11 protein-coding genes are annotated in these 12,938 nt (G+C 48.9%); 3 read left to right on the plus strand and 8 right to left on the minus strand.

Annotated features, from left to right (window positions below):
- Positions 1 to 5: 5 nt before the first annotated feature.
- On the minus strand, positions 6 to 668 hold the full coding sequence (locus BRW63_RS13575; RefSeq protein ID WP_073071959.1) for an RNA polymerase sigma factor: 663 nt from the start codon (positions 666 to 668) through the stop codon (positions 6 to 8).
- Positions 669 to 903: 235 nt separating this feature from the next.
- On the opposite strand from BRW63_RS13575, the gene BRW63_RS13580 reads away from it, so the two are divergent.
- A complete protein-coding gene (locus BRW63_RS13580) occupies positions 904 to 1,428 on the plus strand; it encodes a glyoxalase-like domain protein (protein WP_106253993.1) in 525 nt (174 codons plus the stop codon).
- Between the two features lie 338 nt (positions 1,429 to 1,766).
- Here the strand turns inward: BRW63_RS13580 and BRW63_RS13585 are convergent, their stop codons facing one another.
- Positions 1,767 to 3,842 carry a prolyl oligopeptidase family serine peptidase gene (locus BRW63_RS13585; protein WP_073071963.1) on the minus strand — a complete coding sequence of 692 codons (2,076 nt, stop codon included), beginning with the start codon at positions 3,840 to 3,842 and terminating at the stop codon, positions 1,767 to 1,769.
- Positions 3,843 to 4,149: 307 nt separating this feature from the next.
- Here BRW63_RS13585 and BRW63_RS13590 point away from each other — a divergent pair, with 307 nt between their 5' ends.
- On the plus strand, positions 4,150 to 4,839 hold the full coding sequence (locus BRW63_RS13590; protein WP_073071965.1) for a GIY-YIG nuclease family protein: 690 nt from the start codon (positions 4,150 to 4,152) through the stop codon (positions 4,837 to 4,839).
- Between the two features lie 98 nt (positions 4,840 to 4,937).
- Here BRW63_RS13590 and recQ read toward each other — a convergent pair whose 3' ends face one another.
- The 5 genes from recQ to psaK form a co-directional block, all read right to left on the minus strand.
- Positions 4,938 to 7,190, minus strand: coding sequence for a DNA helicase RecQ (gene recQ, locus BRW63_RS13595; RefSeq protein WP_073071967.1), 2,253 nt, complete (start codon positions 7,188 to 7,190; stop codon positions 4,938 to 4,940).
- A 252-nt stretch (positions 7,191 to 7,442) separates the two neighbouring features.
- Positions 7,443 to 9,083: a chaperonin GroEL gene (gene groL, locus BRW63_RS13600; protein ID WP_073071968.1), complete on the minus strand. Its 1,641-nt coding sequence runs from the start codon at positions 9,081 to 9,083 to the stop codon at positions 7,443 to 7,445.
- Positions 9,084 to 9,135: 52 nt separating this feature from the next.
- Positions 9,136 to 9,447: a co-chaperone GroES gene (gene groES, locus BRW63_RS13605; RefSeq protein WP_068816558.1), complete on the minus strand. Its 312-nt coding sequence runs from the start codon at positions 9,445 to 9,447 to the stop codon at positions 9,136 to 9,138.
- Positions 9,448 to 9,782: 335 nt separating this feature from the next.
- Positions 9,783 to 11,003, minus strand: a complete 1,221-nt coding sequence (locus tag BRW63_RS13610; protein WP_073071970.1) for a site-2 protease family protein — start codon at positions 11,001 to 11,003, stop codon at positions 9,783 to 9,785.
- 148 nt (positions 11,004 to 11,151) lie between these two features.
- Positions 11,152 to 11,418, minus strand: coding sequence for a photosystem I reaction center subunit PsaK (gene psaK / locus BRW63_RS13615; RefSeq protein ID WP_073071972.1), 267 nt, complete (start codon positions 11,416 to 11,418; stop codon positions 11,152 to 11,154).
- 123 nt (positions 11,419 to 11,541) lie between these two features.
- Here psaK and BRW63_RS13620 point away from each other — a divergent pair, with 123 nt between their 5' ends.
- Positions 11,542 to 12,210 (plus strand): phosphoribosylanthranilate isomerase, encoded by a 669-nt coding sequence (locus tag BRW63_RS13620; protein WP_073071973.1) that lies wholly within the window; start codon positions 11,542 to 11,544, stop codon positions 12,208 to 12,210.
- Here BRW63_RS13620 and folE read toward each other — a convergent pair.
- Positions 12,192 to 12,893 carry a GTP cyclohydrolase I FolE gene (gene folE, locus BRW63_RS13625; protein ID WP_073071975.1) on the minus strand — a complete coding sequence of 234 codons (702 nt, stop codon included), beginning with the start codon at positions 12,891 to 12,893 and terminating at the stop codon, positions 12,192 to 12,194. The two genes, BRW63_RS13620 and folE, sit on opposite strands and share 19 nt — an antisense overlap.
- Between the last annotated feature and the right edge of the window lie 45 nt (positions 12,894 to 12,938).

A 12,938-nucleotide genomic window follows, 5' to 3' on the forward strand; every position in this document is an offset into this window, starting at 1 on the left:
CGTGACTAATCCAGACTAGCCTCTAAAGGCGCTGAATCCAATCCGTATCCTTGAACACTATTCCCATCGAGATAGATGGCTCTAATATCTTCTGGCAAAGTTGTTTCTAAAAGCTGATAGCCTTCTCGTAGTCGCGCTTTGACCTCAGCCGGAGGAATCTGTTCGCCTTCAGCTTGCAGGTAGGCAGAAATTCGCGTGTCGCTCCAGTGAAAGGTTTGCGCCAACGTCACCATCAGCCGCAGCGTAGGCGGAAGCTGGTCTAATGCCCGATCGATATAGCACCAAAATGGCGGCGACATTGCCCGGAGGTTGTAGTGAATCTCCTCAACGGGCGGCAGTTCTGCCTGATTGATGCAGAGTGCTGTGACATTAATCAGCCAACTCTGAAACGTGATTTCTTCTGACCCAAAAGCCCGCAGGTCTAGCCCGTCCATTTCATAAAAAATGTGTCGCCACAGCCGCGCAAACAGATAATCGGCTTGAACAGGCGATCGCGCTCGGTGCTGAATCAACGTATAAACCATCGGGCTATAACGGCAAAAAATCGCCGTAAAGTATTGCCCAGCCTCAGAATATCGTTGAAATAGCACCAATAATTCTTGATCACTGTAGTGAGACAGCGATTTGACGATCGGGTGATTGGCTTCAGGAAAAGTTGGGATAGCCACAGCTTGGGTTCAAACTATAGGACATGCACTGTAACTATATACAGCGTCTTTCTCGATCTGGAGATCTTTTTTTTCAAAATCTAGCGCTTTAGAGCATCAGTTGCTCAAATTTCTAAATTTTTACTAAGTTCGTTACGGATTTGCTCAAACTGAGCTTGATAGAATGAATAGAGTCAGGGATACTAACCAATAGGTTTGTCAACTTGCTACGATCGTCCACCCTTTTTGGTCTTCTATGGGATTAGATAGCTTATTCTCCACCCAGGGAATCATGGTCATGCTGCTGGGTGCCTATGCGGTTGCCATGTGGATGTTTTTGACCAGTGCGCCCAAGGTGCATACGGTGATGGTGTCAGATGTGGAGTTGGCACGAGATTTTTATGAAGGAATGCTAAATCTGCCAGTGGCGGATGTGCCCTTGCACTATTACTACAACTACGAGCAGTCACTCGGCACCGCAGGCATCAGCCCCATGTATCTGTCGGGCAATATGGGCAGCACGACAGCACGAGGCAACGGCAACGACGGGTTGTGGTATCAGCTTAAAAAGAACACGCAGCTTCACGTCATTTCGGGCGCGAGTTTGGGCGAGAAGGAGCGTCAGCGTCATGTTTGCTTCGATCGTGACTGTCTAGACCAAATTCTGTTACGCGTTCAGGCATCCAGTCTGAAGCATAAGATTCGACGTGAGAAACCGCTTAACTTTTTAGTTAAAGATTTCTCTGGTCACGTCGTCGAGCTTGCAGAAGTCTCTAACTAAAACTCTCTGTACGCCCCATGTGACTAAGAACCCTCACCCCAACCCCTCTCCCGCAGGAGAGGGGCTTTCAAGCGATCTCTAGTTCCCTCTCCTTGGGGAGAGGGCTAGGGTGAGGGCTGTATTTTCAAACATTTTAGAAAAGTCACACATCACGTATCTGTAGGCATTCAAGAGAGCGGATACTCTGTTCGCTCTTTTTGCATTTTGAGGATTTTATTCAAAAAAATAGCCCCCTCACGGAAGCTATGTTTATGGTGATTTGACTCTAGGACACAGACTATATTTACCGATACAAAAGGTAAAAACTGTATAGAGCATTGCTGAAGGCGGAGTCTAACTTAAAGAGTGGGTGAAAAATTCAGTGTTTTGACCAGAAACGCCCACTTATCGACAATCTCCTCAATCACTTTGGCAGTCGGTTTGCCAGCACCATGTCCTGCTTTCGTCTCAATCCGAATTAGAACCGGATAAGCGCCTGAATGAGCCACTTGCAACGCTGCCGCAAACTTAAAACTGTGAGCAGGCACCACGCGATCGTCGTGGTCTGCCGTCGTGATTAATGTTGCCGGATAAGCCGTTTCTGATTTGAGTTGGTGCAGAGGTGAATAGGCATAGATCGCTTTAAATTCTTCTGGGTCTTCAGGAGAGCCATATTCCGCTGTCCATGCCCACCCGATCGTAAATTTGTGAAACCGCAGCATATCCAACACGCCAACAGCAGGTAAGGCTGCCCCAAACAAATCGGGGCGCTGAGTCATACACGCACCAACGAGCAGACCGCCATTGCTGCCCCCAGCGATCGCGAGTTTCTCTGATGATGTATATCCATTTGCAATCAGCCATTCTCCAGCCGCAATAAAGTCATCAAAGACATTTTGTTTCTTCAGCTTCGTCCCGGCTTGGTGCCAGTCTTCGCCATATTCACCGCCGCCGCGCAGATTAGGCAAGGCAAACACACCGCCAAGCTCCATCCAAACGAGATTGCCGACTGAAAAGCTAGGCGTGATCGAAATGCCAAATCCACCGTAAGCATACAGATAAGTCGGATTGCTGCCGTCGAGTTTTAAGCCCTTTTTGTGGGTAATAAACATCGGCACTTGCGTCCCGTCTTTGCTGCTGTAGAAGACTTGGCGAGTCTCATAATCATCCGGGTTAAAGTCTACTTGCGGCTGACGAAACAAAGTGCTTTCATCCATTAACAAGTTATATCGGTAGATTGTGGGCGGAGTGGTAAAGCTAGTAAAGCTGTAGAACGTTTCGGTGTCTTCTCGCTTTCCACCAAATCCTCCCGCCGAGCCGATTCCAGGCAGGGCAACTTCTCGAACAAAGTCACCCCTCAAGCCGAAAATTTTGACTTGGCTACGAGCATCTTTGAGATATGAGGCGACGAATTGCTGATTGAGTAAACCAACGCCTTCGAGGGTTTCTGCCGATTGAGGAATAACTTCTTGCCAATGTTGACGATCGGGCTGTGTCACGTCGATCGCGATCACTCGTCCGCGTGGCGCATCCAAATCAGTCTGGAACCAGAACAGATTCTTCTCGCTGTCGATAAAGCTAAAGCTTGCCTCAAAGTCGCTGATTAGCTCGACCACAGGCGCATCAGGGTTTGATAAGTCTTTGTAGAAAACGAGATTACGCGGATCGGTGCCAAGCCAAACCGAGACAATGAGATACTGTCCGTCTTCGCTCACGCCGCCTTGAAAGCCCCATTCTTTGTGATCGGGGCGATCGTAGATCAAGCTATCTTCAGCCTGATCAGTTCCGAGCCGATGATAGTAAAGTTTTTGAAAATAATTCGCGTCTTCTAGCTTGGTTTTTTCGTTCGGTTCGTCATAGCGAGAGTAGAAAAAACCTTTGTGATCATGCGTCCAGGATGCGCCAGAGAATTTAATCCACTGCAAGCGATCGTTCGTGTCTTCCCCCGTTTCAATCGATCGCACTCGCCACTCTTGCCAATCTGACCCAGACGTAGACAATCCATACGCCATCCATGCTCCGTCTTCGCTGATCGATAGCCCAGAAAGCGCCACCGTGCCATCTTCTGAGAGCTTGTTGGGGTCGAGCAAAACTCTCGGTTCGTCTTCTAAAGCATTGAGCGTGTAGAGAACGCTTTGATTTTGCAATCCATCATTTTTGAAATAGAAATAGCGATTTCCTTCCTTAAACGGAACGCTGTATTTTTCGTAATCCCAAAGTTGCGTCAGGCGCTTCTGAATCGCTTCTCGCACTGGAATTTGTTGCAAATATCCGAACGTGATTTGATTTTGCGCCTCAACCCAGGCTTTCGTCTCATCAGAATCAGGATCTTCTAGCCATCGATAGGGGTCAGAAACCGAAACGCCATGATAATCGTCAGTCTGCTCGATTTTGTGAGTGTCGGGGTAACGCAAAGCTTGATCAGAATGGGACATAATGCAGAATCCTAGAATGTGAATCACCTTCTAGTGTGCGATCTTTGGCTTAAAAATTCTATTGGGGAGCGATCGAGAATCCATTTTTCAGCCTCAAATTCTTTCTTTAGAAACTTTGTGATGTGAATTCAGCGATCGGTGAGAGATTACCTTGAGAACTTTTCTGAGATGCGATCGGATAGATAACGGTTGTATAGCGCGATTCCGTGGTGGAGGCGCAACCACAAACTAGTCTATTGACATTCAAGGTCAAGTTAGCGAAAAATTGATAGTAAGACCAGCGTTAAAGTTCATCGGTTGAAAGTATATGGGTAGGTGGCTTGGAAACGTTATTTATATCGATAGAAACCCGAACAATCCAGACGAAGGGTGGGGATGGGTGGAAGTTACAACGGAGGACATGAAACGTTTTGGTATTTCCAACAAACATCCCTTACCAAGAAGCGTGACGAAGACACAAGAAATCACGACTACACGATACGAAGATTCAATCCCATATACAGAAACTTACACCAACACCTATGAAGATTCTGTTCGTCCTCCGTCTAGAGGGAAAGCTGGTGCAAAGAAGTTCACGCTAAATATTGATGGAGAACTTGTGACGATCAGAGCACAAAAGTCTCTAACTATCCAAGCAATCTGTGCATGGCTCAAAACTTGGGCAAGCCCAACTGCGAAGATTGTTACTCCGGGCAATAGGACACATTCTCTAGATGGTGAAAAGTTAGCCCATCAAGCTCATTTCGTTTACTTTATTCTCAACCAAGACAGCAATGCCATCAAAATAGGTCGAGCAAGAGACTTGGCAAAGAGAATGAATGCACTTCAAACGTCTAGCCCAGCTAAGTTAAAGCTAGTCAAATCAGTACAAGTTGAAGGCATTAAAGAAGCTCAAGATTTAGAGCAATCACTACACAGACAATTCAGTGAAATTAGGCTGGCTGGAGAGTGGTTTAAAGCTGAAGCAAATCTTCTGGAGTATATCAGTCAGTTGTGACAGTAGCGACGGCATAACAATCCGGCTGGCTACGAGAGCGATCGTAAGCTTATTCGATGATTGCAAACAAGTTGAATCGAGAGGTTCCACGACGCTTCTCAAACCGTTGCTTGCCGTCGCCACCACGATCGCACCAGGCGAATTTCGTCGTAGCCATAAACGTCGCCCAGGTAATCGCGAATTTGGGTCAGTGAGTCATCGCCTACGGCAGCGATCGCCGCCAAAATTTTGTCTCTGCGATCGCTGACCACCAACTGATCGATCTCCACGGCATAGCCCATCTCTAGCAACTCAGCCAGATGACCCGTCACAGTGTTGAGACGAACATTTCGCTGTTCGGCAATCTCAGCAGGTTTTAAACCCTGGTTAAATAGCTCCAGCGTGTGAAGCTGCGTGTAGGTTGCCTCACTCAATTCGGGCTTAGGTGGGGGAGAAACCGGAGCGCTAGGCGTGGCAAATCGATCGGTTTCAACGGGCAGTCCTTTTTCTGCTCGAAAGTCGCGAATCTCATCCAAAAATGCGTCGCCATATTGGGAAAGCTTACGATCGCCCACACCCGAAATTTCTCGAAACTGAGCGCGGGTTTGGGGCTGCTGTTGCGCCATTAATCGCAAACTCGAATTCGAGAAAATCACGTAAGGCGGCACCGCTTGTTTGTCTGCCAACTGTTTGCGGAGTTTTTGCAGAATCTCGTAAAGTTCTTCAGTCTCTGGTGTGTTGAGATCAGGTGCTTTGGTGACACTAAGTTTCTGCTTGAGTTGAACCACGGCGATATTGACGGTTCGCTGTTTGCGTAACACTTCCCAACTGAGATCATTGAGTTTTAGAACAGAATAACCATCCGTTGCTTCTTCGACTAATCGTTGATGAAGTAGCGATCGTCCCAGCATTCGCCATTCTTCGATGCTGCGATCTCTGCCGATGCCATAGGTTGAGAGTTTGTCGTGTCCGTTTTTAACGATGCGCTCGGCTTTTGAGCCACGCAGCACATCGATCGTGTGCCCCATGCCAAAACTTTGCCCCCGTTGGGAAAAGCGGGCAATGCACGAGAGAAATTTTTGAGCGTCGATCGTCCAGTCTTCGATCGGTTTGGGATAGCGACAGTTGTCACAGTTGCCGCAGTTACCCGGAAAGTCTTCGCCAAAGTAGGCAAGTTGAATGGTTCGACGGCATTCTGTGGCTTCTGCGTAGTTAATGACTCGGCGTAACTGCTGCGTTGCAATTCGCTGTTCGTCTTCTAATGGTTCGCCCGATATCGGATCGACTTTTTGACCGATCAGAAACTCGATCGTCTTAATGTCACCCACGCCAAAATAAAGCGTACAGTGCGACGGTTCACTATCGCGTCCGGCTCGACCTGATTCTTGATAATAGCCTTCGATGTTGCGAGGCAAATCATAGTGAACCACAAACCGGACATCGGGTTTGTTAATTCCCATTCCAAAAGCGACAGTTGCCACCATCACGCGCACATCATCTCGAATGAAGCGAGTTTGATTTTCGCTGCGGGTTTTATTATCTAACCCTGCGTGATAGGGAAGGGCAGCGATGCCGTCGAGCTTAAGTTTTCCCGCAATTTCTTCGACTCGCTTGCGGCTGAGACAATAGACAATGCCTGATCCTTGACTCTGCCGAATTTGCTGCACTAATTCTCGATAAGAATTACTCGTTTTTTGACGAACTTCGTAATACAAGTTGGGACGATTAAAACTCGCAACGTGAACGCTAGGAGCACGCAACTGTAACTGCTGAATGATATCGTGACGGACCCGCTCAGTCGCAGTTGCCGTCAACGCAATTACAGGCACCTCTGGATAGTGTTCACGTAAATAATTTAACTGCCGATATTCAGGACGAAAATCATGTCCCCACTCAGAAACACAATGCGCTTCGTCGATCGCAAATGCCGAAATGCCGACGCGATCGCGAATATGCGGCAACACCGAATTTAGATAATCTTCACTCAACAGCCGTTCAGGAGCGACATATAGCAGCTTGATTCGACCTTCCATCACAGCTCTGCCGCGCGATCGTAGCTCATCTACATTTAAGCTACTGTTCATAAACGTTGCCGAGATGCCATTGTCTTGCAGCAACGTCACCTGATCTTGCATCAGCGCGATTAGCGGCGACACCACGATCATCAATCCCGGTTTCAGCAGTGCCGGAAGCTGAAAGCACAGCGATTTACCGCCCCCGGTCGGCATCACCACAAGCTGATCGCGATTCTCGATCGTTTGCTCAATAATCTGACGCTGACCAGGACGAAAGCTGTCATAGCCAAAGTAGTGTTTGAGCGCCTGCTCTAACGAAATAAAGTCGGTGGTGGCGATTGGAAGGCTGGCTGACATTAAACTCACTCGTGATGCGCTACTGTCATGGTTCCCGTTAAGATTATCTTATTCTCTCAAAGGGAGTAGAGGCAGAAATTGAAGCAACTCGCATCGTATCAGTTTCTACTAAAAATCGTAATACTTCTGATCTAGTTGATGGGAATTTTTGAGCCGCGATCGTCCCTTAAAAAAGCGATCGCTCCCTTTCAAGAACGATCGCCCCTCTAATTTGATTTGTAGGGACATTACAAGTAGTGCCCCTAATGGCGATTAGTAGTCGAAGTCGCCGCCGCCACCCATGCCGCCGCCACCCGCAGGAGCGCCACCATCTTTCTCAGGCTTGTCAACGACAATGCACTCAGTGGTCAGCACCATGCCCGCGATCGAGGCTGCATTTTGCAACGCCGATCGAGTCACTTTTGCAGGGTCAACAATGCCCGCCTCGAACATGTCTACATATTCGTTGGTGGCTGCGTTGAAGCCGACGTTAAACTCTTTCTCGCGCACTTTCTCAGCAATCACTGCGCCGTTTTGACCCGCGTTTTCAGCAATCCGCTTTAGAGGAGCCGCTAACGCCCGTCCGACAATTAACGCACCTGTGAGTTCTTCACCTTTCAGGTTAGCGTTTGCCCAAGTCTCTAACTCAGGAGACAAATGCGCCAAGGTGGTGCCACCGCCGGGAACGATGCCTTCTTCAACAGCCGCTTTGGTAGCGTTGATGGCATCTTCTAACCGCAGTTTGCGATCCTTCATTTCGGTTTCGGTTGCTGCGCCAACTTTGACGACTGCAACGCCACCCGCGAGTTTCGCGAGACGCTCTTGCAGCTTCTCTTTGTCGTAAGAAGATTCGGTTTCATCCATCTGACGACGAATCTGCTCGACGCGAGACTTGACTTGAGATTCGTTGCCTTCAGCCACGATCGTAGTGTTGTCTTTGGTGATCGTGACGCGACGCGCTTGACCCAGCATCTCAAGCTTGACCGCATCGAGCTTCAGACCTGCATCTTCAGTGATCAGTTGTCCACCTGTCAGCACAGCGATATCTTCGAGCATTGCTTTACGACGATCGCCAAAGCCAGGAGCTTTCACCGCTGCCACATTTAACACGCCGCGCAGACGGTTGACTACGAGGGTTGCGAGAGCTTCTTTCTCAATGTCTTCGGCAATGATCACCAGCGGACGACCTGCACGAGCGACTTGCTCTAGCACGGGTACGAGGTCTTGCACCAGGTTGATTTTTTTGTCGGTGATCAGAATGAATGGCGTTTCAAACACCGCTTCCATCCGCTCCATGTCGGTGGCGAAGTAGGGAGAGACATAGCCTTTGTCAAAGCGCATCCCTTCGGTGACTTCGAGTTCGGTGGTCATCGACTTGCCTTCTTCAAGGGAGATTACGCCCTCTTTGCCGACTTTATCCATTGCGCTGGCGATCATTTGACCGACTTCATCGTCGTTGCCTGCCGAGATCGAAGCGACTTGAGCGATCGCTTTAGAGTCTTCAACCGGACGAGCGTGCGCCGCAATTTTTTCGACTAGAAAGACGATGCCTTTGTCCATGCCGCGCTTGAGGGCGATCGCGTTAGCACCTGCGGCGACGTTTCTCAGACCTTCTTTGACCATCGCATGAGCCAAAACGGTGGCGGTGGTAGTGCCGTCTCCAGCCGCGTCGTTAGTTCTGGATGCAGCTTGACGAATCAAGGCAACACCTGTGTTTTCAACGTGGTCTTCGAGTTCGATTTCTTTGGCGATCGTTACGCCATCATTGACGATTTGAGGTGCGCCAAACTTCTTCTCTAGCACAACGTTGCGACCTTTAGGCCCAAGGGTGACTGCCACCGCTTCGGCTAAAATGTCCATCCCGCGCTCTAGGGCACGACGGGCGTTTTCGTTGTAAATAATGCGCTTTGCCATGATGATAATCTGAGGTGTGGGGACAAAATGAGAGGGTTGAATTCAGACAGGATTACTGAACGATCGCTAAAATATCTTTTTCGGACAACAAAACATACTCTTCGCTGCCGAGTTTGATATCGGTGCCAGCATATTTTGAGTAGAGAACTTTGTCGCCAATTTTGACTTCTGGATCTTGACGAGAACCATCGTCGTTGCGCTTGCCCGGCCCGATCGCTGCGATTTCGCCGACCTGGGGCTTTTCTTTAGCGTTGTCAGGCAGGAAGATGCCACCTGCGGTTTTTTCTTCAGCGGCACTGACTTTGACGAAGACGCGATCGCCCAAGGGTTGAACAGTGGACACGCTTAGAGATACGGCTGCCATAGAAATTCTCCAAACTATCTAGATAAGGGATAACAATCGAAATGTCTTGGTGGCTGGAAAGGCAAATCTGAACCGTTGCCTTTTGACCAGCAGCAGCCCAGTCCAGAAGAGTGTGGACACTTAACTGGTTGCTTACGTTTACCATTCTACAGGACTTTGAGCATTGAGTTAGCACTCTCGGCTCCTGAGTGCTAATTTAGCGGAGGTTCACCCCAGATGCAACTTTCTTTTGGGTACGGGTTTCCGAACTGGTGCCAAGCAAAACCCCGTAGAGGCACGACATGTCGTACTCCCACAGCGATCGTCCGATACGATCGCAATTGTTTTTGAAATGGTTATCTGAAGTCTGCGGCGGCTTTCGCGATCGCGCCCAACGGCAACCCTGGCGGGTAAATTCCTTCGTCTTTGATTTGTTTAATCGCTGTATCTGAGATCGGCAAATTCATTTTTTTAGAGAGCGATCGCACCACATCTCCGCGATCGATCACGCCCGAAATTGCCCCAGCAGGAGACAGCACCGTCACACGAGGCAGATTTTGGGTTTCCATCAGGCGAATCACATCAACCAAAGCGGTAGACTCTTGCACCGACGGAATCTCAGACAAGGGTTGCACAATGCTAAACACCGTTTTCACCTCCCACTGACTGCGCTCAATGGCTTGCAGGGAATCAGCATCAACTCTGCCGCGATAACGACCGTCCGATGCCGCAAAATAAACCGGAGCACGAGTCGCACTCAGCAAATAATCATCGGCGAACTGGCGCAGCGTCAGATTAGCATCGACGACCCGAAACTCGCGAGTCATCGCAGCTTCAGCGTTGAGTTTGAGCAGAGCTTCTTGAAGGGCTGTTTGCTGATCGTAAGCTGTGGCATTTTGCACCACAAACCAACCAATCAGCGCCATATAAAACCCTGTAAAGGCTGGAATCGCTCGTCCAAAAACGCCTAGAATTGCTAAGGCGATCGCCAAACTACCCAAAGTTTTGCCCACTCTAGCCGCCCAGTGAACGCCTTGAAAGTGACTTCCAGTGATCTTCCAGACGATCGCTTTAAGCACTAGCCCACCGTCAAGCGGCAACCCCGGAATCAAATTAAACAGTGTCAAGACTAAGTTGATGGCTGCTAACCGCTGAGTCAACACTGCAACCGGAGTGCTATCTCCAGGAAACACTACGGTCAATAGGCTGAGTAGAATAAACAGGCTAAAACTGACGATCGGGCCCGCGATCGCGACTTGAAAGGCTTTACCCGGGGTTTTGGGTTCTTGCTCGATCGCAGCAATACCACCAAAAAAGAACAGGGTAATCGACTTGACCGGAATGCCTTGTGTCTTTGCAATAAAACTGTGACCTAACTCATGCAGCAGCACTGAGGCAAATAAGAGCAGTGCCATGAGTAGCCCAGTGCCCCAAGCGATTGTCGCTCCCCATTCGGGGTGAACTTTTTGGAACACTGAACCATCCGATAAGGTGATCAACGCCAGCACCAAAAACCACGATGGATCGATTAGCAGGGGAATGCCAAATAAAGAGCCTGCACGCCAGCTTGACTGCATGAACGGTTTCCTAACTCAGCTAGACCCAACATTTATTAGAAATGTCAGATTCTCCCTTCAGCATAGATGATCTCAATGTTAGAAAAACGAGATGAACAGTCAGGGCACTGCACTGTTATGCCCTGACGAGGCTCTGTCGTATCGGTTCTTAGAGAACGCCTGCGTTGCTCAATCCCAAAATCACGCCTGCTCCTAAGACGTGTCCAAAACTCATGGTGGCTAAAAGCTCAGGAATGCCAAAGCCTTCAAATAGAGCAGGGTTGTTAACAGGCAATTTAGGCCCGGTGCCGCGATTTTTGATAGCGGTTCGCCCGATCGCCACTGCAAACAAACAGCAAAGGGTCATTGTTAAGCCAACAAGCGGCGACCATTCAACCGTTCGGGACGTTACCCCTAGTAAAGTAGAGTAAATCAAGAATTTTGCTCCTGGTTCTAACTGGACAAGTATAAATACTCAGTGATTATAGAATTTTGAGTTTCCAGTGTCGAGATTTGAGCGAATTCTGATTTAAAACTTAAACTTGCAAAAATCCGACAGATGAGTCTACGAGTCAAAATTTGCGGCATCACTCAAGCAGATCAGGGACGTGCGATCGTTCACTTAGGGGCAACAGCTTTAGGATTTATCTGCGTCGCTGACACTCCTCGCTATGTTTCGCCTCAGCAGATTCGAGCCATTGTGGATCGGTTACCCAAAGATTTGACGACTGGGCAGTCGATCGATCGAGTCGGGGTGTTTCTCGACGCATCACTGCCAGAAATTTGTCAAACAGTGGCGATCGCAGGACTAAATAGCGTCCAGCTTCACGGCAGCGAGTCGCCAGAGTTTTGTCACAAACTGCGATTCGCGTTGCCTGACGTTGAAATTATCAAAGCTTTGCGGATCAGGGTTCCTGAAGCATTGAGTCAGGCAGATTTCTATCAGGGTTGGGTCGATGCCTTGCTGCTAGATGCCTATCACCCTACGCTCTCAGGTGGCACGGGTGAAACGCTGGATTGGTCAACGCTGCGATCGTTTCGTCCCCGATGTTCCTGGCTTTTAGCAGGTGGACTCAATTCTGAGAACGTCTTAGATGCATTGTCAGCCGTGACTCCAGACGGAATTGACTTGTCTAGCGGCGTTGAAAATGCCCCAGGTGACAAGAACCTGGAGCAAGTTGCAAAATTATTTGAGCAGTTGAGACAGATTTACCAGAAAGAAGGCTGATGACGAATCAGATTGAGGAACTCTTCACGCGTTTTTTGATCTTCTTGAAAAACGCCGACCATCGCACTAGTGACCGTCCAAGAACCGGGCTTTTGCACCCCACGCATTACCATGCACATGTGACTTGCCTCCATCACGACGGCAACCCCTCTCGGCTCCAAAATTTCTTTAACCGCCTCAGCAATTTGTCGGGTCAGCCGCTCTTGCACCTGCAAACGACGCGAATACATCTCGACGATTCTCGCCAGTTTGCTCAACCCAACCACCTTTTGGTTTGGGATATAAGCCACATGCACTCGACCCATAAAGGGCAACATGTGATGCTCACACAAACTGAACGCATTGATATCGCGAACCAGCACCATTTCATTATGACCTTCGTCAAAGATGGCACCATTCACTAACTCTTCTAACGAGGTGTCATAACCACTTGTCAAGAACCGCATCGCCTCAGCGACTCGCTTTGGTGTCTTTAACAACCCTTCTCGATCGGGGTCTTCACCCACGCCCAACAGCATCGTTCTCACGGCAGCCATCATCTCTTCTTGACTAATCTCAGATGGAGAGTGCAGTTTGGCTTCTTGACCATTGAGAGTGTTGCGATCGGGTCTCGGTTCTATGTTGGCAACCTTAGCAGGAGACAAATCAGAGGTGTTTAAACCGTTCGGGGAAGCAGTAGTCATGATAAATCCAGTTAAAGTTTGTGAAGTAAAGAACGAACAACGCCC

It is taken from the genome of Phormidesmis priestleyi ULC007 (assembly GCF_001895925.1).
GTDB lineage: Bacteria > Cyanobacteriota > Cyanobacteriia > Leptolyngbyales > Leptolyngbyaceae > Phormidesmis_A > Phormidesmis_A priestleyi_A.

Bases quoted from the DNA above. Each gene is read 5' to 3' on its own strand.
- BRW63_RS13580 (WP_106253993.1), top strand. From the start codon at position 904: ATGGGATTAGATAGCTTATTCTCCACCCAGGGAATCATGGTCATGCTG.
- BRW63_RS13585 (WP_073071963.1), bottom strand. From the start codon at position 3,842: ATGTCCCATTCTGATCAAGCTTTGCGTTACCCCGACACTCACAAAATC.
- BRW63_RS13590 (WP_073071965.1), top strand. From the start codon at position 4,150: ATGGGTAGGTGGCTTGGAAACGTTATTTATATCGATAGAAACCCGAAC.
- recQ (WP_073071967.1), bottom strand. From the start codon at position 7,190: ATGTCAGCCAGCCTTCCAATCGCCACCACCGACTTTATTTCGTTAGAG.
- groL (WP_073071968.1), bottom strand. From the start codon at position 9,083: ATGGCAAAGCGCATTATTTACAACGAAAACGCCCGTCGTGCCCTAGAG.
- groES (WP_068816558.1), bottom strand. From the start codon at position 9,447: ATGGCAGCCGTATCTCTAAGCGTGTCCACTGTTCAACCCTTGGGCGAT.
- BRW63_RS13610 (WP_073071970.1), bottom strand. From the start codon at position 11,003: ATGCAGTCAAGCTGGCGTGCAGGCTCTTTATTTGGCATTCCCCTGCTA.
- BRW63_RS13620 (WP_073071973.1), top strand. From the start codon at position 11,542: ATGAGTCTACGAGTCAAAATTTGCGGCATCACTCAAGCAGATCAGGGA.
- folE (WP_073071975.1), bottom strand. From the start codon at position 12,893: ATGACTACTGCTTCCCCGAACGGTTTAAACACCTCTGATTTGTCTCCT.